The organism is Pseudomonas rubra (assembly GCF_028656935.1).
Lineage (GTDB): Bacteria > Pseudomonadota > Gammaproteobacteria > Pseudomonadales > Pseudomonadaceae > Aquipseudomonas > Aquipseudomonas rubra.
This window is the reverse complement of the sequence record NZ_JAMDGZ010000043.1, coordinates 114,000-132,280: the sequence shown is the minus strand read 5'-3', so window position 1 is coordinate 132,280 and position 18,281 is coordinate 114,000. Positions and strand designations below refer to the sequence as shown.

At 62.4% G+C, this 18,281-nt stretch carries 17 protein-coding genes; 11 read left to right on the top strand and 6 right to left on the bottom strand.

The window, feature by feature from the left end; all coding sequences use genetic code 11:
- Positions 1 to 72: 72 nt before the first annotated feature.
- Together M5G17_RS18880 and M5G17_RS18875 are read right to left on the bottom strand one after the other, a co-directional pair.
- The gene (locus tag M5G17_RS18880; RefSeq protein ID WP_273894436.1) at positions 73 to 822 is read right to left on the bottom strand and encodes a TerC family protein; all 750 of its coding nucleotides are present in this window, start codon (positions 820 to 822) and stop codon (positions 73 to 75) included.
- Positions 823 to 853: 31 nt separating this feature from the next.
- Complete coding sequence (locus M5G17_RS18875; RefSeq protein ID WP_130265345.1) at positions 854 to 1,105, bottom strand: hypothetical protein; 252 nt, start codon at positions 1,103 to 1,105, stop codon at positions 854 to 856.
- Positions 1,106 to 1,240: 135 nt separating this feature from the next.
- Between M5G17_RS18875 and nhaR the strand changes: the two genes are divergently transcribed.
- The 3 genes from nhaR to M5G17_RS18860 all read left to right on the top strand — a co-directional run bounded on the left by nhaR (position 1,241) and on the right by M5G17_RS18860 (position 4,235).
- Positions 1,241 to 2,137 carry a transcriptional activator NhaR gene (gene nhaR, locus M5G17_RS18870; RefSeq protein WP_273894435.1) on the top strand — a complete coding sequence of 299 codons (897 nt, stop codon included), beginning with the start codon at positions 1,241 to 1,243 and terminating at the stop codon, positions 2,135 to 2,137.
- Positions 2,138 to 2,282: 145 nt separating this feature from the next.
- Complete coding sequence (sstT, locus tag M5G17_RS18865) at positions 2,283 to 3,494, top strand: serine/threonine transporter SstT (protein ID WP_273894434.1); 1,212 nt, start codon at positions 2,283 to 2,285, stop codon at positions 3,492 to 3,494.
- A gap of 96 nt (positions 3,495 to 3,590) precedes the next feature.
- Positions 3,591 to 4,235, top strand: coding sequence for a YceH family protein (locus tag M5G17_RS18860; protein ID WP_273894433.1), 645 nt, complete (start codon positions 3,591 to 3,593; stop codon positions 4,233 to 4,235).
- Between the two features lie 105 nt (positions 4,236 to 4,340).
- Here the strand turns inward: M5G17_RS18860 and M5G17_RS18855 are convergent, their stop codons facing one another.
- A complete protein-coding gene (locus tag M5G17_RS18855; protein WP_273894432.1) occupies positions 4,341 to 5,159 on the bottom strand; it encodes a shikimate 5-dehydrogenase in 819 nt (272 codons plus the stop codon).
- 130 nt (positions 5,160 to 5,289) lie between these two features.
- On the opposite strand from M5G17_RS18855, the gene M5G17_RS18850 reads away from it, so the two are divergent.
- Positions 5,290 to 5,472 carry a hypothetical protein gene (locus M5G17_RS18850; RefSeq protein WP_273894431.1) on the top strand — a complete coding sequence of 61 codons (183 nt, stop codon included), beginning with the start codon at positions 5,290 to 5,292 and terminating at the stop codon, positions 5,470 to 5,472.
- A gap of 147 nt (positions 5,473 to 5,619) precedes the next feature.
- On the opposite strand, the gene M5G17_RS18845 is transcribed toward M5G17_RS18850, so the two are convergent.
- Positions 5,620 to 6,042, bottom strand: coding sequence for a GNAT family N-acetyltransferase (locus tag M5G17_RS18845; RefSeq protein WP_273894430.1), 423 nt, complete (start codon positions 6,040 to 6,042; stop codon positions 5,620 to 5,622).
- Positions 6,043 to 6,258: 216 nt separating this feature from the next.
- On the opposite strand from M5G17_RS18845, the gene pbpG reads away from it, so the two are divergent.
- Complete coding sequence (pbpG, locus tag M5G17_RS18840) at positions 6,259 to 7,182, top strand: D-alanyl-D-alanine endopeptidase (protein WP_273894429.1); 924 nt, start codon at positions 6,259 to 6,261, stop codon at positions 7,180 to 7,182.
- Between the two features lie 38 nt (positions 7,183 to 7,220).
- Here the strand turns inward: pbpG and M5G17_RS18835 are convergent, their stop codons facing one another.
- Entirely contained in the window at positions 7,221 to 7,664 is a 444-nt protein-coding gene (locus M5G17_RS18835; RefSeq protein WP_273894428.1) for a hypothetical protein, read from the bottom strand.
- A gap of 185 nt (positions 7,665 to 7,849) precedes the next feature.
- Here M5G17_RS18835 and pvdM point away from each other — a divergent pair, with 185 nt between their 5' ends.
- From pvdM to M5G17_RS18805, 6 genes are all read left to right on the top strand, one after another.
- Positions 7,850 to 9,211 (top strand): pyoverdine-tailoring dipeptidase-like protein PvdM, encoded by a 1,362-nt coding sequence (gene pvdM / locus M5G17_RS18830; protein WP_273894427.1) that lies wholly within the window; start codon positions 7,850 to 7,852, stop codon positions 9,209 to 9,211.
- A gap of 17 nt (positions 9,212 to 9,228) precedes the next feature.
- Positions 9,229 to 10,500 carry a pyoverdine-tailoring periplasmic protein PvdN gene (gene pvdN / locus M5G17_RS18825; protein ID WP_273894426.1) on the top strand — a complete coding sequence of 424 codons (1,272 nt, stop codon included), beginning with the start codon at positions 9,229 to 9,231 and terminating at the stop codon, positions 10,498 to 10,500.
- Positions 10,501 to 10,513: 13 nt separating this feature from the next.
- The gene (gene pvdO / locus M5G17_RS18820) at positions 10,514 to 11,380 is read left to right on the top strand and encodes a dihydropyoverdine dehydrogenase (RefSeq protein ID WP_273894425.1); all 867 of its coding nucleotides are present in this window, start codon (positions 10,514 to 10,516) and stop codon (positions 11,378 to 11,380) included.
- Positions 11,381 to 11,494: 114 nt separating this feature from the next.
- Positions 11,495 to 12,829, top strand: a complete 1,335-nt coding sequence (locus tag M5G17_RS18815) for a lysine N(6)-hydroxylase/L-ornithine N(5)-oxygenase family protein (protein ID WP_273894424.1) — start codon at positions 11,495 to 11,497, stop codon at positions 12,827 to 12,829.
- 13 nt (positions 12,830 to 12,842) lie between these two features.
- A complete protein-coding gene (locus tag M5G17_RS18810; protein ID WP_273894423.1) occupies positions 12,843 to 14,492 on the top strand; it encodes a cyclic peptide export ABC transporter in 1,650 nt (549 codons plus the stop codon).
- A 113-nt stretch (positions 14,493 to 14,605) separates the two neighbouring features.
- Positions 14,606 to 17,095 (top strand): TonB-dependent siderophore receptor, encoded by a 2,490-nt coding sequence (locus M5G17_RS18805; protein WP_273894422.1) that lies wholly within the window; start codon positions 14,606 to 14,608, stop codon positions 17,093 to 17,095.
- Between the two features lie 179 nt (positions 17,096 to 17,274).
- Here the strand turns inward: M5G17_RS18805 and M5G17_RS18800 are convergent, their stop codons facing one another.
- A complete protein-coding gene (locus tag M5G17_RS18800; RefSeq protein ID WP_273894421.1) occupies positions 17,275 to 18,228 on the bottom strand; it encodes an alpha/beta hydrolase in 954 nt (317 codons plus the stop codon).
- Between the last annotated feature and the right edge of the window lie 53 nt (positions 18,229 to 18,281).

Genomic DNA, 18,281 nt, shown 5'->3' with positions numbered 1-18,281 from the left:
GCGCAGTCACAAGCACCGCGCAGATCCCATCGCCGGCAAGGCCGGCTCCCACAGGTTTTACTTCAACAACTTTCAGCCCTCAGCCGCCTCGCGCTTCAAGCGTGCCCGGCGCGACATGATGTTGAGCACTTCGATCGCTGTCGAGAAAGCCATCGCCGCATACACATAACCCTTGGGCACATGAGCACCGAAACCTTCGGCGATCAGGGTCATGCCGATCATGATGAGGAAGCCCAGGGCCAGCATCACCACGGTCGGGTTGTCGTTGATGAACTTGGCCAGCGGGTCGGCCGCCACCAGCATCACGATCACGGCGCTGACCACGGCGATGATCATGATCGGCAGGTGCTCGGTCATGCCCACAGCGGTGATGATACTGTCGATCGAGAAGACGATGTCCAGCACCAGGATCTGACCAATCGCCGCGGCAAAGCCCAAGGTGATGGTCGACGATGCCTTGGCTTCAGCCTGGGCACGCGGATCGACGCTTTCGTGGATCTCCTTGGTCGCCTTCCACAGCAGGAACAAGCCACCGGCGATGAGGATCATGTCCTTCCAGGAGAAGGTATGACCGAACACATCGATGACCGGCTCGGTCAGTTGAACGATCCAGGCCACGGTGCTGAGCAGGCCCAGGCGCATGATCAGGGCCATGCTGATACCAATGCGCCGTGCCTTGGAGCGGAACTCTTCAGGCAACTTGTTGGTAAGGATGGAGATGAAGATCAGGTTATCGATACCCAGGACAATCTCCATGGCCACCAGGGTGGCCAGGGCGACCCAGGCGGTCGGGCTTGCAGCGAGTTCCAACAAGTATTCCATGAATCAATCCTGCACAAGGCTAAAGGGTGGGTCAGATTTCCTGGGCGCTTTTATCGCTTTGTGGCTTGTCGGCCTTATCAGCCTTGTCGCCGCCCTCGGAGCCGGTGGCTTCGCTCAATGCCTCTTGAGCAGCTTCGTTGGTTTTGTCGATGGCCTCTTTGGCCGACTCCGCTGCCTGGTTGAGCATCTGCTGGGCGGACTTTTCCGCCTGCTCGCAACCGCTCATGGCCATCAGGGCCAGCAGCAACACCAAGGGTGTACCGATGGATTTGAAGTGAAGCATCTGGGGTTCTCCATGCAAGTATTCGGTGCCAAATCAGTAGCACCGTGATGGCAGAGGATTCTAAATATCTGGATACATCAGGAAAATTCGTATTTTCAGCGGTTATACTTCGGTTTTTACGAATCGGGAATCGGCATGCTCAATTACCGGCAACTGCATTACTTCTGGGTGGTGGCCAAGACCGGCAGCATCGTGCGGGCCTGCGAGCAGCTGAACCTGACCCCGCAGACTATCAGCGGGCAGATCACCCTGCTCGAACAAACCTATGGCATCGAGTTGTTTCGGCGCGTGGGGCGCCAGCTGGAGCTGACCGAGAGCGGCCGGCAGACCCTGACCTACGCCGAACAGATGTTCCAGATCGGTGGCGAGCTTGAGGCCATGCTGCGGGCACGGCCCGATGAGCAGCAGATTTTGTTCCGGGTCGGGGTGGCGGATGTGGTGCCCAAGTCCATCGTCTATCGCCTGCTGGCACCGACCATGGCCATGGAAGACGCCCTGCGCCTGAGTTGCCGCGAAGACAAACTCGAACGACTGCTGGCGGACCTGGCGATCCAGCGCCTGGATCTGGTGATTTCCGACAGCCCCATGCCCAGCCACCTGGACATCAAGGGCTACAGCCAGAAACTCGGTGAATGCGGCATCAGCTTTTTTGCCACACCGGCACTGGCCGAGCAGTATGGCCACGACTTCCCGGCCTGCCTGCAACACGCACCGCTGTTGATCCCCGGCCAGGAAACCGTGGTGCGCAGCCGCCTGCTGCGCTGGTTCGCCGAGCAGCAATTGCAGCCGCGGATCGTCGGCGAGTTCGACGACAGCGCCTTGATGCAGGCCTTCGGGCAATCGGGTAGCGGTGTTTTCATCGCCCCCAGCGTGATTGCCGACGAGGTCTGCAAACAATACGGCGTTGAGCTGATCGGCCAGACCGACGCGGTCATCGAGTCGTTCTATGCCATCTCGGTGGAACGTAAGGTCAAGCACCCGGGCATCCTCGCCATCACCGAAGGCGCCCGCCGCCAGTTGTTCAACTGGTAGCCGGCTGCAGGTGCGGGCGCTGCACGCCCAACCTACCGTCTGACACAGCGCAAACACCTAATGTGCCCTGCTGTGCTAAAGTCGCGCCCTTTTTCTGGCCCTGCCCTGCCAGGCGCCCCCTGAACAAGACAGAGAAACACCTGACATGACCCCTGTTCTAAACCTGTTGAACCGTACCAGTCTGGTGGTCCAGATCATGATCGGCCTCGTCGCCGGCATCGCCCTGGCGGTGTTCGCTCCCGACACCGCCGCAAGCCTCGGCTTCATCGGCAAGGTGTTCGTCTCCGCCCTCAAGGCGGTGGCGCCGATCCTGGTGTTCATCCTGGTCATGGCCTCGATCGCCAACCATCGTCACGGCACCGAGACCCATATCCGCCCGATCCTGGTGCTGTACCTGTTCGGCACCTTCGCCGCGGCCGTGGTCGCGGTGATCGCCAGCATGGCCTTCCCCTCGAACCTTGCGCTGAGCACCTCCGACGTTGCCCTGAGTGCGCCCGGCGGTATCACCGAGGTGCTGCAGAGCCTGCTGCTGAGCGTGGTCGACAACCCGGTGAGCGCGCTGATGAACGCCAACTTCATTGGCATCCTGGCCTGGGCCATCGGCCTGGGCGTAGCCATTCGGCATGCCGGGGAAACCACCCGCACAGTGGTCGCCGACCTGTCCAACGGGGTAACGCTGATCGTGCGCCTGGTGATTCGTTTCGCGCCGCTGGGGATTTTCGGCCTGGTCGCCTCGACCCTGGCCCAGTCCGGGCTCGACGCCCTGCTCGGTTACCTGCACCTGCTGGCCGTGCTGATCGGCTGCATGCTGTTCGTGGCGCTGGTAGTCAACCCGGTCATCGTCTTCTGGAAAATCCGCCGCAACCCCTTCCCGCTGGTGCTGCTGTGCCTGCGCGAGAGTGGCATCACCGCCTTCTTCACCCGCAGCTCGGCCGCCAACATCCCGGTGAACATGGCCCTGAGCGAAAAACTCGGCCTGCATGAAGACACCTACTCGGTGTCGATCCCGTTGGGCGCGACCATCAACATGGCGGGCGCCGCGATCACCATCACCGTGCTGACCCTGGCCGCCGTGCATACCCTGGGCATTACTGTCGACATCCCGACCGCGATCCTGCTCAGCGTCGTTGCCGCCGTGTGCGCCTGTGGCGCTTCGGGGGTGGCCGGTGGTTCGCTGCTGCTGATCCCGCTGGCCTGCAGCCTGTTCGGCATCCCCAGCGAGATCGCCATGCAGGTGGTGGCGGTCGGCTTCATTATTGGCGTACTGCAGGACTCGGCGGAAACCGCGCTGAACTCCTCCACCGACGTGCTGTTCACCGCCGCGGCCTGCATGGCCGAGGAACGCCAGGCCGCCTGAGCCTGGCCGGCCGCCGGTGCGTGATGCACCGGCGGCTTGTGTTTTACCCTGTTGCGCACCTAGGCTAGAGGCCTTTCTTCGCATAGAGACAGGGCCATGTCCGCCGAACACCAAACCCCTTCCGACGCCCGCTTCACCAGCACCGAAATCCGTGTGCTCGGTTCGCTGATCGAAAAACAGGCCACCAGTCCGGAAACCTACCCCCTGACCCTCAACGCCCTGGTGCTGGCCTGCAACCAGAAGACCAGCCGTGAACCGGTGATGAACCTCAGCCAGGGCCAGGTCGGCCAGGCCCTGCGTGCGCTGGAAGGCCAGGGTCTGACCCGCCTGCAGATGGGCAGCCGCGCCGACCGCTGGGAACAGCGGGTGGACAAGGCCCTGGAGCTGGTACCGGCGCAGGTGACCCTGCTCGGCTTGATGTTCCTGCGCGGGCCGCAGACCGTCAACGAACTGCTGACCCGCAGCAGCCGCATGCACGAGTTCGAAGACGCAGAGCAAGTCGTGCATCAACTGGAGCGCCTGATTGCCCGTGGTTTCGCCTTGCACCTGCCGCGCCAGGCCGGGCAGCGCGAGGATCGCTACACACATGCCCTGGGTGACCCGGCCGAGATCGAAGCGATTCTGGCAGCGCGCCAGCAAGGCCCGGAGCGCTCGGCAGGCGGCGCTGTGTCGCTGGAGCGTATCGAAGCGCTGGAGGCGCGGATTGCGGCGCTGGAAGAGCGCCTGGCGCAGTTCGAGTAGAGCTGGGGCTGCTTTGCAGCCCATCGCTGGCAAGGCCAGCTCCCACAAGGGCCCTGCATTCACCATCCTGTGGGAGCCGGCCTTGCCGGCGATGGGGCCTACTCGCTAACCACGGGCAAACGCCACCGCCCGCGCCACCTGCTCATCGCTCGGCCGCACCCCGGTGTACAGCACAAACTGCTCCAGTGCCTGCAAGGCAATCACCTCAAGCCCGGTGATCACCGGCTTGCCCAAGCGCTGGGCCTCGACGATCAACGGCGTCTGCGAAGGCATCGCCACCACATCGAACACCTGCTGCGCCGCCGCAATCGCCTCTGGCGTGAACGCCAGCTGATCAGCCTCGACCCCACCGGCCATGCCGATCGGCGTGACATTCACCAGCATCGGCGGGCACACATCGCCCAACTGCGCCTGCCAGCGATACCCGCAGCTGTCGGCCAGTTGCCGGCCGGCCTGTTCATTGCGGGCGACGATAATGCCTTGGGTGAAACCAGCATCACGCAAAGCGCTGGCCACCGCCTTGGCCATGCCGCCGCTGCCGCGCAGGGCAAAGGCCGTGGACGGATTGATCCGATGCTGTGCCAGTAACTGCCGCACCGCCAGGTAATCCGTGTTGTAGGCCTTCAGCTGGCCGTTGCTGTTGACGATGGTATTGATCGACTCGATCGCCGCCGCTGACGGGTCGATCTCATCGACCAGGGCCATGCAGGCTTCCTTGTAAGGCATCGACACGCCACAGCCGCGAATGCCGAGTGCGCGAATGCCGGCAATCGCCGCAGGCAGGTCCTGGGTGGTCATGGCCTTGTAGTAGTAATCGAGCCCCAACTGCTGGTACAGATGGTTATGAAAACGCACGCCAAAGGTGCCGGGGCGCCCGGCCAGCGAGATGCACAGTACGGTGTCTTTGCCTGGAACAGTAGTCATTGCCTTCTCCCTGCGAGCGAACCGGCATTATGCCCAAGCATGGTGATGATGATCACTATCAAGCCGGTTGATTTCAACCGCGACGCCCTGGCCGTTAAGGTAGGCCCATGATTCGCAGGAGGAACCCCACATGTCCCCTATCAACATCATGTCCGTCATCGGCAGTGCCGTCCCCACCTCGCTCAGGGAGCTGGGCCTGCTGGCCTGCTGGTACCTGGTGCGCAATGGCGAGGCAATTTCCGGGCCATTGACCTCGTTGCCCGCCGCCCAAGCCCTCGCCGACCGCCTCGAAAGCCCCGGCCTGCGCGCCTGAGGCCAGCCAACCCGTTTATCGTGCGTTGCTCCGCACAGCCCCTTGCCCCGCCTTTTGGCGGGGCTTTTTATGGGCGCTCGGCCATCGCTGCGCATGCGCTAAGAACCGATCGGGTCATGGATCGGTAATGACCATTGACCAACGGACTCAGAGCAGTTTGCGCATAAAGTACCGGGTATGCCCTGGCGGATAGTCGGCCAGCTCACCAAACACCGTGAACCCAAGCTTGCGGTAAAACGCTGGCGCCTGAAAGCTGAAGGTGTCCAGCCAGATACCGAGACAACCTGCTTCGCGCGCCCTGGCCTCGGCCAGGGCCATCAAATCGCGCCCCAGCCCGTGACCACGCAGGGATTCGGGCACGGCCAGCAGTTCGATGAACATCCAGCCAGAAGAGATCTTGCCATACAAGCCACCACTGGCTTCGCCGCTGTGCGGATCGCGCAGCGACCAGGCAAAGGTTTGCAACTGTGGCTCACCGGCTTGGCTGATGTTGTGGGCGCGTAGTGGCTTGAGGATTGCTTCGCGTTGCTGCTCGCTGGGGCTGCAGGTGAACTCGATGTGGGCTGTCATGAAGAGGTCGTCCAGTTGACCAAGGTAAAGGCACGACAATAGCAAATACGCACCCTGAAATTGGTACAGGATTGACACAGGATTAATTTTTTTTCATGTTTCGCCCAACCGATACGGGGCAATCGACAGGATCTGGGCCATACTCCAGAATGCAAGGGTCTTTGGGGGAAAACCCTTGCACAGCCAACAACATACCAACTTTTAGTGAGCCTCAACGTGAAAACTCCCCTATCGATTCTTGGCCTGCTGCTGTTGCTCACAGGTACTGCGACTGTCACGTCGACCGCTGCTGCACAACCCCCGGCCCAACAACAACGCGATCCCGCCAAGTTGCACCTGGCTTCGGGCAGCGCCCTGCTGATTGACCTGCAAACCAACAAAGTGCTCTACGCCAACAACCCCGATCGGGTGGTACCGATCGCCTCGGTGACCAAGCTGATGACCGGCATGGTGGTGCTCGACGCCAAGCAGAACATGGACGAGATGCTCACGGTCACCATCGCCCAGAACAAGGAAATGAAAGGGGTGTATTCGCGAGTCAAGCTGGGCAGCCAGCTCAACCGCAAGGACATGCTGCTGATCACCCTGATGTCCTCGGAGAACCGCGCCGCCTCGACCCTGGCGCACAACTACCCGGGAGGCTACAACGCCTTCATCAAGGCGATGAACGCCAAGGCCCGGGCGCTGGGCATGAGCCATACCCGCTATGTGGAGCCAACCGGGCTTTCGACCAGCAACGTCTCCACCGCTCGCGATCTGAGCAAGTTGCTGATGGCTGCACGCAACTACCCGCTGCTGAGCCAATTGAGCACCACCCGCGAGCAGACCGTGGCGTTTCGTAAACCCAACTACACCCTGGGCTTTCGCAACACCGACCACCTGGTCAACAAGAGCAATTGGGACATCAAGCTGACCAAGACCGGCTTCACCAACGATGCCGGCCACTGCCTGGTGCTGTTGACCAAAATGGACAACCGCCCGGTGGCCATGGTGATTCTCGATGCCTTCGGCAAGTACACCCACTTTGCCGACGCCAGCCGCATGCGCCAGTGGCTGGAAACCGGCAGCACCAAGCCGGCACCGGCGGTGGCCATGCGCTACAAGTCCGAGCGCACGCAGAACCGCCAGCTGGCGGACTGAAAAAAAAGGCCTGTGCATGCACAGGCCCTTTTTTTACCTCAGGCGCTGGTGTCGACCAATGCGCCCGAGCTGTTGCCACCGACTTCGGTCAGCGCCTTGAGCAGCGCCGCCGTGGCGTTTGCGAGTGCCCCTGAGATCGCACCCACTGCAGCTTGCGCGGCAGAGACAGCCGAAGTCTTGAGGGTCGGCTCCATGTCACGGGACATGATTTCCTGCAAACGCTTCTCCGCCTCGGCCAACTGCTTTTGCAGTTTCTTGATCATCTCGCGCATTTGCTTGATGTGTGGCGGTTCACCGCTAGCCTCTTCGCTTTCCTTGGCCTCTTCGGTCTTGCCGTTATCACGCAACTTGGACAGATCGACGCCAAGCGCGCCTGTTGCCTCAAGCTCAGCCTGCTTGTCTTGACCGGTAATGGTAATGCCGGTGTTGATGGCGCTGTTCAAAGGGGTCCCGTTGATGGATACGGCGCTAAATCCTGCCATGTTTCTATCGTCCTGATGGTGTTGGGGTAACCGGGCTATCGGCTGAACAGGCGCAAACTTGAGCCAGCCGGGCCTCTGGATAAATTTGCCGGCACGCCATTCGTCCCTCCTGATACCCGCGCTTTGCCCCCGGCACACCCGTGCACCGGGCAAGCCGTTCCGATCAGCCCAGCGTCGAGATGGCAATGACCAAGACCAAGACCCGATCCCGCAAAGCCCTATACATCGGCCTGCCGCTTGCCCTGGCGGTGGCCCTGGGCGCCGGCATTGCCGGTTACCTGTACGTCCAGCCGCAAGCCGGCTACCCGCGGCAGATCGTCGAGCAAGCCAATGCCCTGCATGAGCACATGCTGTCGTTCGACAGCCATATCACCGTGCCGCTGGATTTTGGCAGCGCCGGCAATGAAGTGGACAAGAACGGCAGCGGCCAGTTCGACCTGGTCAAGGCCGGCCAGGGGCGGTTGTCCGGCGCGGCCCTGACCATCTTCGGCTGGCCGGAGCTGTGGAACGGTCCCAACGCCCCGCACCGCCCTACCCCGGGCTTTGTCGATGAAGCTCGGCACCAGCAGGAAGTCCGCTACAAGATCATCAGCAACATGGTCCGCGACTTCCCCAACCAGGTGGGCATTGCCTACACCCCGGATGACTTCCGCCGCCTCAATGGCGAAGGCAAGTTCGCCGTGTTCATCAGCATGCTCAACGCCTACCCGCTCGGCCATGACCTGACGCAACTGGACCTGTGGGCCAAGCGCGGCATGCGCATGTTCGGCTTCAGCTACACCGGCAACAACGACTGGGCCGACTCCTCGCGCCCGCTGCCGTTCTTCAATGACACCGCCGATGCCCTAGGCGGTCTGTCCCCGCTGGGCGAACAGGCGGTCAAGCGCCTCAATGAACTGGGGGTAATTATCGATGTATCACAGATGTCGACCCTGGCCCTGGAAGACGTCGCGCGCCTGAGCCGGGCGCCGATCGTGGCCTCGCACTCGGCGCCGCGGGCCCTGGTGGATATTGCGCGCAACCTCAGTGACAAGGAAATGCAACTGATCAAGGACAGTGGCGGCGTGATCCAGGTGGTCGGCTTCGGCCAGTACTTAAAGCCCCTGAGCAAACCGACCCTGGACAAGCTCGAAGCCCTGCGCGTGCGTTTCGACCTGCAACCGCTACAGGGCCTGACCAACGCGCTGATGCCCGGCGACGCGGTGATCGCCATCTGGCCTGAGGCACGCTTTGGTGAGTACGCCGGCAGCCTTTACGGCATCCTTGAAGAGGAACCCAAGGCGGGCCTCAAAGACCTGGTCGATGCCATCGACTACACGGTGAAAAAGGTCGGCATCGACCACGTCGGCCTCAGCTCCGACTTCAACGACGGCGGCGGCCTCGACGGCTTCAAGGACGTCAGCGAGATTCGCAACATTACCGCCGAACTGCTCAGCCGCGGCTACTCGGAGGCAGATATCACCAAGCTCTGGGCCGGCAACTTCCTGCGTGTCTGGGAGCAGGTGCAAAAAGCCGCCCAGCCCGTTGCCAGCACCTCAATGCCTTGAGCCGGACATCACCCGACATGACTGATCGCCGTACCTTTCTCAAGCAGGCCGGCCTGTTCGCTGCCAGCCTGCCCTTGCTGCCCCAGGCCCTGGCCACACCTGCTGCACCGCTGTCCGGCAGCGACAAATGGCGTAACCTGCGCCAGCTGTTCCCCCTGGACCCGGACTACGCCCATTTCGCCAATTTCCTGGTGACCGCCCACCCGCGCCCGGTGCAGGAGGCTATCGACTACTACCGCGCAGAAGTCGACCGCAACCCGGCCAGCCGCATGGACTGGGAAAGCCAGTACGAATGGCAGCGCGAAGGCGAGGTGCGTGAGTGGGCCGCGCGCTACCTGCAGGTCCAGCCCCGCCAGATCGCCCTGACCGGCAGCACCACCGAAGGCCTGGGCATGATCTACGGGCGCCTGCAGGTCGGTGCCGGGCAAGAAATCCTGACCACCGAACACGAACATTATTCCACCCACAACACCCTGGCCTTCCGTCAACGCCACGAAGGCACCCAGGTGCGCAAGCTGCGCCTGTTCGAGCAACCCTGGCAAATCTCCACCGACCAGGTGCTAAGCACCATCGACAAAGCCATCAAGCCCAACACCCGAGTACTGGGCATGACCTGGGTGCATTCGGGCAGCGGGGTGAAACTGCCAGTCGGGCAGATTGGCGAGCTGGTGCGCCAGCACAACCGCAGTCGCGATGAAAGCCAGCGAATCCTTTACGTGGTCGATGGCGTGCACGGTTTCGGCGTCGAGGACAGCAACTTCGCCGACTTCAAGTGCGACTACTTCATCGCCGGCACCCACAAGTGGATGTTCGGCCCGCGCGGTACCGGGATCATCTGCGCCGCCTCGCAGAAGATGGAGCACCTGACCCCGACCTTCGCCACCTTCTCCGAAGACGAAGACTTCGCCACCATCATGACCCCCGGCGGCTATCACGCCTTCGAGCACCGCTGGGCATTGGGCAAGGCCTTCGAGCTGCACCTGCAGCTGGGCAAGGCCGATGTCCAGGTACGCATCCACCAGTTGAACGACCTGCTCAAAGCGCGCCTGAGCGAGCACAAGGCCATCGAACTGGTCACCCCGCGCAGCCCGGAACATTCGGCGGGCTTTACCTTCTTCCGGATCAAGCAACGCGATGCCGATGCCATTGCCGCCTACCTGGTGCAAAACCGGGTGATGGTCGATGCGGTGGAGCGCGACGTCGGCCCGGTGATTCGTTTTGCCCCAAGCTTGCTCAACAACGAACAGGAAATCGACCGGGCCATGGCCCTGCTGATCAAGAAACTCTGATAAAGGCCCTTTTATGACGCGTACCCTGCACCACCTGACCCTGGCCGCGCTACTCGCCGGCTGCAGCCTCCCGGCCCTGGCGGGCAACACACCGAACACGCCTGGCAGCGTCTTTCGCGACTGCAAGGCGGCCTGCCCGGACATGGTCGTGCTGCCTGCCGGCAGTTTCATGATGGGCACCCCGGATGACGAAGTCGGGCGCCAGCCGGATGAAGGCCCGCTGCACCAGGTGACCTTTGCCAAGCCCTTCGCCATCAGCCGCTACCAGGTCACCGCCGGCGAGTGGGACGCCTACCTGCGCGAGTCAGGGGTAAAGATTGCCGATGGCGACACCCGCCCGGGCCGTGAGTGCAAGGCCAGCAAACCGCGCTACAAGCAAGGCCCCAAGCAGCCGGCCGTGTGCATGAGCTACCACGATGTGCAAGCCTATGCCGCATGGCTGTCAAAAAAGACGGGCAAGCACTACCGCATGCTCAGCGAGGCGGAGCGCGAGTACGGCGCACGGGCTGGCAGCAGCGGCCCGTTCCCCTTCCCGCTGGACCCCAACGCCGAGTACGAAATCAGCCAGCACGCCAACGTCTACGGTCCCAAGGATGGCTACAGTTTCACCGCGCCAGTGGGCAGCTACCCGGCCAATGCCTTTGGCGTCTACGACATGCATGGCAACGTCTACGAATGGGTCGCTGATTGCACCCACGACGACTACGTCGGCGCACCCAGCGACGGCAGCGCCTGGAAACAAGCCGGCTGTGAACTGGTGCAGATCCGCGGCAACGACTGGGGCGAAGCACCGATCTTCTCGCGCTCGGGCAACCGTAACAACAATCTCCCGGACAACCGCGGCGACTGGATCGGCTTTCGAGTAGCGCGCGAGCTCTGAGCATGCAAAAGCGGTAAATTCTCAGTTCCAAGGCTCGTTCTATCGGTGTACTTGCGCAGGATCCGGGGCGCCCTTTACAGGCGCCCCCACTCGACCACCCAAGGAACCGCACCCATGAGCCAGACCCAATCCTCCGGAAAAATCCACGACCTGATCGGCGTTGGCTTCGGCCCTTCCAACCTGGCCCTGGCCATTGCCCTGGAAGAGCTTGCCGAAACCAACGGCCACGCCCTCGATGCCCTGTTCATCGACAAACAGACTGACTACCGCTGGCACGGCAACACCCTGGCGACCCAGAGCGAACTGCAGATCTCTTTCCTCAAGGACCTGGTCTCGCTGCGCAATCCCACCAGCCCCTACAGCTTCGTCAACTACCTGCACCAGAAGCAACGCCTGGTCGACTTCATCAACCTGGGCACCTTCTACCCCTGCCGCCTGGAGTACAACGACTACCTGCGCTGGGCCGCGGACCATTTCGCCACCCAGGCGGTATATGGCGAGGAAGTGCTGCGGGTGGAACCTGAGCTGGTGGATGGCCAGGTCGATCACCTGCGTCTGATCTCCCGTGACCAGCACGGCCAGGAGCACCTGCGCCGGGCACGCTCGGTGGTGGTCGGTAGCGGCGGCACGCCGAAGATTCCTGCCGCGTTCGCCTCGTTCAAGGGCGACCCTCGGGTGTTCCACCACTCCCAGTACCTGAACAGCCTTGCGCAACTGCCGTGCGCCAAGGGCGAGCCGATGCGCATAGCCATCGTCGGCTCCGGGCAAAGCGCGGCCGAAGCCTTCATCGACCTCAACGACAGCTACCCGTCGGTCAAGGTCGACATGATCCTGCGCGCCTCGGCCCTGAAACCGGCCGATGACAGCCCGTTCGTCAACGAAGTGTTCGCCCCCAACTACACGGACCTTGTGTTCAACCAGCCGCAAAGCGAGCGCGCCAAGTTGATCGAGGAGTATCACAACACCAACTACTCGGTGGTGGACATCGACCTGCTCGAGCGCATCTACGGCATCCTCTATCGGCAGAAAGTCGCGCACCAGTTCCGTCATTCGGTCCTCTGCCGTCGCCAGATCGAAGCGGTGGCCAGCACCGCCGAAGGCATCGAGCTGACCCTGCGCGACCTGGCCACCGATGTCGAACAGACCCATCGCTACGATGCGGTAATTCTCGCCACCGGCTATGAGCGTCGCTCCCACCGCGAACTGCTGGCGCCGCTGCAGCATCACCTGCAAGACTTCGAGGTCGACCGCAATTACCGCGCCCTGAGCACCCCCCAGCTCAACGCCGCCGTTTACCTGCAGGGCTTCTGTGAAGGCTCGCATGGCTTGAGCGACACCCTGTTGTCGGTACTGCCGGTGCGTGCCGCGGAGATCGGCCAGTCGCTGTACCAGACCCTGGGCAAGCATGCCAGCCAACCGCGTGAGGCTGTCGTCCTCACCAGCGCCTGAGCAGGACCTCTCGATGACCAAGCAACCACGCGGGGCGCTGCGCGAGCTGTTCGCCCTGCTCAAACCCTTCTGGCCAATCGTGACCTTGTCGATTGTCCTTGGCATGATCGGTGGCCTGAGCGTCACCGCGCTGCTGGCGACGATCAACAGTGGCCTGCACAGCGAAGGCGGCCTGACCCAGCAGGTGGTCCTGGCCTTCGCCGGGCTGTGCGCCCTGGCGCTGCTGAGCACGATCTGCTCTGACATCGGTACCAACCATGTCGGCCAGCACATCATTGCCAAGCTGCGCAAAGAGCTGGGCGAAAAAGTGCTGTCGGCACCTATCGAGCAGATCGAGCGCTACCGCAGCCACCGGCTGATCCCGGTCCTGACCCATGACGTCGACACCATCAGCGATTTTGCCTTCGCCTTTGCTCCTTTGGCCATTTCACTGACGGTGACCCTGGGTTGCCTGGGTTACCTGGCCATGCTGTCCTGGCCGATGTTCCTGATGATGCTGGTGGCCATTGCCATCGGCACGGTCATCCAGTACATCGCCCGGGCCCGCGGCATTCGCGGCTTCATGCAGGCCAGGGATGCCGAGGATCAACTGCAGAAGCACTACAACGCTATCGCTGAAGGGGCCAAGGAGCTGCGAATCCATCGCCCGCGGCGCCAGCGCATGTTCAAACAGGGCATCGAACACACCGCAGAGCAGATCTGCGCCATCCAGACCCGCTCGATCAACACCTTCGTGATCGCCAAGAGCCTGGGCTCGATGCTGTTCTTCGTGGTGATCGGCCTGGCCCTGGCCCTGCAGTCGCTATGGCCCAGCGCCGATGCCAGCGTCATGAGCGGGTTCGTCCTGGTGCTGTTGTACATGAAAGGGCCGCTCGAGCATTTGGTGAGCACCCTGCCGATCGTCAGCCGGGCGCAGATCGCCTTCCAGCGTATCGCGCAGTTGTCGGAACAGTTCGCCACCCCTGAACCGCACCTGCTGCTGACCGACACCACGCGCGCCACGCCGGCGTTCCATAGTCTGGAGCTGGACAACGTCGGCTATGCCTTCGATCCGGTGGCAGGCGCCGAACCGTTCCGCCTGGGGCCGGTGAACCTTACCATCGAACAGGGCGAGATCGTCTTCATCGTCGGTGAGAACGGCTGCGGCAAGACCACCCTGATCAAGTTGCTGCTGGGGCTCTACCCACCGGCGCAAGGCCAGATCCGGGTCAACGGCCAGGCGATCGAAGCGGCAACACGGGACGACTACCGCCAGTTGTTCACGACCATTTTCGCCGACTACTACCTGTTCGACGATGTGGTGCAGAACGACCAGCAGATCCCCGAGGACGCCAACAAGTACCTGCAACGCCTGGAGATTGCCCACAAGGTCAGGGTCGAGGACGGGCAGTTCAGCACTACCGACTTGTCCACCGGCCAGCGCAAGCGCCTGGCGCTGGTCAATGCCTGGATCGAAAAGCGCCCGGTGCTGGTGTTCGACGAATGGGCCGCCGACCAGGACCCGACCTTCCGGCGGATCTTCTACACCGAGCTGCTGCCGGACCTCAAGCGCCTGGGCAAGACCATCATTGTGATCTCCCACGACGACCGCTACTTCGACGTTGCCGACCAACTGGTGCGCCTGCACGCCGGCCAGGTCGTGGATCAACTGCAACCTGCCTGAACTGTGCCTGAAACCGGAAAACCCAAAAAAGTTTTCCGGTTTCAGCGCAGTCGCACGTCTCACCTCTACAAAAGAATCATTATCATTAACACTTAATTCCTAGAGCACGAACAATGCCAGCACTCCCCGCCTTCACCCCTCTGGCCAAAGCATTGATGATGCGCAGGCTGCTCAAACCCGCTCTGCTGGGCGCAACGCTGGCTTCGACCCTGAGTGTGTCGATGCTGGTTCAAGCGCAGGAAATCGAGTTCAACATTGGCGCCCAACCGGTCAGCAATGCCTTGCTCGAGTTCGGCCGCCAGTCGGGTGTGCAAGTATTGTTCGAGCCATCGGCGGTGCAACGGATCCGCAGCAACCCGCTGCGCGGGCGCCTGAGTGTGGCGACGGCCATTGCCGAACTGCTCAGGGGCACCGGGCTGCGCTACAGCCTGCAGGGCGATACCATCACCGTGACCGGTGGCGAAACCTCCGACGCGGTGCAATTGGGCGTGACCAACGTCTCGGGCCAGGGCCTGGGCGCGATTACCGAGAACACCGGCTCCTACACCACCGGCAGCGCCAACACCGCGACCAAGCTGGCCCTGTCACCGCGCGAAACCCCGCAGTCGACCAGCGTGATCACCCGCCAGCGCATTGAAGACCAGGGCATGACCACCCTCAGTGATGTGGTCAAATACACCCCCGGCCTGACCCTCAACCAATGGGGCGGCGAACGCCCGCGTTTCAACGCGCGCGGCTTCGGCATCGAGAACCTGATGTTCGATGGCGTGCCGGTCGCCTATGAAGAAGCCGCACTGTCCACCGGTTCCCTGGCCATGTACGACAGGGTCGAAGTGGTGCGCGGGGCTGCTGGCCTGATGGAAGGCGCTGGTCTGCCTTCGGGCTCGATCAACCTGATCCGCAAGCGCCCTACCGTCACCCCGCAGGTCTCGGTCACGGGCGGCCTGGGCAGCTGGGACAACCAACTGTTCGAGATCGATGCCAGCTCGGCCCTGAACGAACAAGGCAGCCTGCGCGGGCGCACCGTGCTCAGCTACCAGAAGAAAGATTCGTTCATCGACGACTACAGCAACGAACGCACCCTGCTCTATGGCATTGTCGAGGCCGATGTCACCGATGACACCACCGTCAGCCTGGGCGTGTCCTACAGCGACGAGAACAACCCCGGCGCCGACTGGAACGGCATGGGCACCTACCCTGACGGCAGCTTCCTGCCCATCTCGCGCTCGACACGCATGAGCCCAAGCTGGTCGTACTGGAACAAGGAAAGCACCACGGTGTTCGCCGATATCGAACACCGCTTCGACAATGGCTGGAAGGCCAAGGGCGCGGCGACCTACATCACCAGCGAAATGAACATGCAAGGCACGTTCATCAGCAACAGCAGCATCGATGCCAACGGCAACCCGAGCATGACCCTGCGTGGCGGCGCCTATGACTACGACCGCGACCAGTACAGCTTCGACGGCTACTTCAGCGGCCCCTTCGACTTGCTCGGACGCACCCACTCGCTGGTGGTCGGCGGCAGTCGCCGGGTAAGCAAATGGGACAACCTCGGCGGCCCGTTCAAGACCCAGCCAGGCTTTGACTCGGCGGCCTTCGACCTGGGCAGCTTCGACCCGACCAACTGGGACCCGAGCGCGTTCCCCCGGCCAGCACTGCTCGAATACGGCGCAGTGGGCAGCGAACAGCGCATCGAGCAGTCCAGCGCCTATACCACCGCACGCTTCAGCCTGGCCGACCCGTTGACCTTCATCGCCGGCGCGCGCCTGGACTGGTACAAGCTGGACAAGGTGCAGTACGACGGTGACTTCCCCTGGGGTGAGGCCAATTTCAAGGTCACCCGCAAGGTCACGCCTTACTTCGGCCTGGTCTATGACCTCAACGACACCTACTCGGTGTATGCCAGTGCGACCAAGGTGTTCCAGCCGCAAAGCGAGCAGTCCGCCTCCGGCACCGTGCTCAAGCCGATCGAGGGCACCAACTACGAAATCGGCCTCAAGGGTGAGCACTTCGATGGCCGCCTGAACTCCAGCATCGCGATCTTCCAGATCAACCTGGAGAACCTGCCTGAAGCGATACCCACTTCCCTGGGCACCTGCTTCGATCCCTTTGCCACTTGCTATACCGCTGCAGGCGAAATTCGCAGCCGTGGCATCGAGTTCGAGCTGAGCGGGGCCCTGACCGAGAACTGGCAGGTTTCTGCGGGCTACACCTACAACACCGCCGAACGCATCAAGGATTCGGCGTATGACCCAATCGGCACCTTTACCAAGGGCAAGCGCTACGGCACCAACCTGCCGGCCAACCTGTTCAAGCTGGCCACCACCTATCGCCTGCCGGACGACCTGAAAGACTGGCGGGTCGGTGGCGCGATGCGCACGCAAAGCAAGATCTATACGCCATTCGGGGTTGAGCAAGGCGGCTACACCGTCTACGACCTGTTCACCTCCTATGACGTCAACCGTAACCTGCAGGTGAACCTCAACCTCAACAACGTGTTCGACAAGCACTACTACTCGACCATCACCGCGCCGACAGAAGCCAACTTCTTCGGCGAGCCACGCAACTTCATGGTCACCGCCCGCTACAAGTTCTTCTGAAGAAAAAAACGCCGTGGCCCCAAGGGCCACGGCGTTTTAGTTTGTCTCCCACAAGGGATCTGCACCAAAGCTGACAACGCCACTCTCACAGGCCATGGCACGTTGCGACAAATGTGGGAGCCGGCCTTGCCGGCGATGCGCCGCGCGGGCGGCGCTCGATCTCAAGAACGCTACAAACCTTACGGCCTACCCCCAAACGCCTTGCGCAACGCCTGGGCAATGTACTGCAGAGCCTCTTCAGCCTCATCGACCAGGGCATCCATGCGCAGAAAGTCATGGGTCATGCCAGCGTACAGTTGCAGGTCCACCGCCACTCCCGCCTCGCCCAGCGCCGCAGCAAAGGCCTGGCCTTCGTCCACCAGCGGGTCGCATTCGGCCAGCACCATCAACACCGGTGCCTGGCCCCCGTCGAGCGCCGCCAGCAACGGTGAAAATCGTGGATCGCGCAGGTCGGCCGGGGTTCTGGCGTACTGCTGGTAAAACCACGCCAGGGTGTCTTTCTCCAGCAAATAACCCTGGGCATAGCGGTCGATGGAGGCGCGCACCTGGCTGGCATCGGTGACCGGATAGATCAGCACCTGCAACAACGGCTGCTGATGCGCCGCAGCAGATTGCGCGACCAGCGTCGCCAGGCTGCCCCCCACGCTGTCGCCGGCCACCGCCAGGCGCTGCGGGTCCCCGCCCAGTGCCGCAGCCTCGCTGCACAGCCAGCGCCAGGCATCTTCAGCATCTTCGTAGGCGGTCGGGAAACGCCACTGCGGGGCCAACCGGTACGCTACCGAGAGCACCAGACAAGTGCTGTTCTCGGCCAGTTCCTGGCAGATCGCATCATGGGAGTCGAGGCTACCGACCACATAGCCGCCGCCATGAAAGTACAACAACACCGGCAACCCGGCGGCGCAGTCCGAGGGGCGATACAGGCGCGCATCGAGTCGCTGGTCGTCACGGGTAGGGATGTGCACCGCGCTGACTTGGCCCAACCCTTGGCCCCCCATGCCCATCAACAATGACGACTGGTCGAACTCAAGGCGCGCCTGTTCGGGGCTGAGCAAATGCATGGCCTGGCTCTTGCCGCTAACGCGGCCGGCATTGACCAATTGCAGGTAAGCGGCAATATCGGGATTCACTGACATTCCAGATCACTCTCAAGCGCGGCCGGTACACACCGGCCGCGGGTTCATACGGA

Excerpts from the sequence above, each read along its gene's own strand:
- M5G17_RS18880 (WP_273894436.1), bottom strand. The coding sequence starts at position 822 with ATGGAATACTTGTTGGAACTCGCTGCAAGCCCGACCGCCTGGGTCGCC.
- M5G17_RS18875 (WP_130265345.1), bottom strand. The coding sequence starts at position 1,105 with ATGCTTCACTTCAAATCCATCGGTACACCCTTGGTGTTGCTGCTGGCC.
- nhaR (WP_273894435.1), top strand. The coding sequence starts at position 1,241 with ATGCTCAATTACCGGCAACTGCATTACTTCTGGGTGGTGGCCAAGACC.
- sstT (WP_273894434.1), top strand. The coding sequence starts at position 2,283 with ATGACCCCTGTTCTAAACCTGTTGAACCGTACCAGTCTGGTGGTCCAG.
- M5G17_RS18860 (WP_273894433.1), top strand. The coding sequence starts at position 3,591 with ATGTCCGCCGAACACCAAACCCCTTCCGACGCCCGCTTCACCAGCACC.
- M5G17_RS18855 (WP_273894432.1), bottom strand. The coding sequence starts at position 5,159 with ATGACTACTGTTCCAGGCAAAGACACCGTACTGTGCATCTCGCTGGCC.
- M5G17_RS18850 (WP_273894431.1), top strand. The coding sequence starts at position 5,290 with ATGTCCCCTATCAACATCATGTCCGTCATCGGCAGTGCCGTCCCCACC.
- M5G17_RS18845 (WP_273894430.1), bottom strand. The coding sequence starts at position 6,042 with ATGACAGCCCACATCGAGTTCACCTGCAGCCCCAGCGAGCAGCAACGC.
- M5G17_RS18835 (WP_273894428.1), bottom strand. The coding sequence starts at position 7,664 with ATGGCAGGATTTAGCGCCGTATCCATCAACGGGACCCCTTTGAACAGC.
- pvdM (WP_273894427.1), top strand. The coding sequence starts at position 7,850 with ATGACCAAGACCAAGACCCGATCCCGCAAAGCCCTATACATCGGCCTG.
- pvdN (WP_273894426.1), top strand. The coding sequence starts at position 9,229 with ATGACTGATCGCCGTACCTTTCTCAAGCAGGCCGGCCTGTTCGCTGCC.
- pvdO (WP_273894425.1), top strand. The coding sequence starts at position 10,514 with ATGACGCGTACCCTGCACCACCTGACCCTGGCCGCGCTACTCGCCGGC.
- M5G17_RS18815 (WP_273894424.1), top strand. The coding sequence starts at position 11,495 with ATGAGCCAGACCCAATCCTCCGGAAAAATCCACGACCTGATCGGCGTT.
- M5G17_RS18810 (WP_273894423.1), top strand. The coding sequence starts at position 12,843 with ATGACCAAGCAACCACGCGGGGCGCTGCGCGAGCTGTTCGCCCTGCTC.
- M5G17_RS18805 (WP_273894422.1), top strand. The coding sequence starts at position 14,606 with ATGCCAGCACTCCCCGCCTTCACCCCTCTGGCCAAAGCATTGATGATG.
- M5G17_RS18800 (WP_273894421.1), bottom strand. The coding sequence starts at position 18,228 with ATGTCAGTGAATCCCGATATTGCCGCTTACCTGCAATTGGTCAATGCC.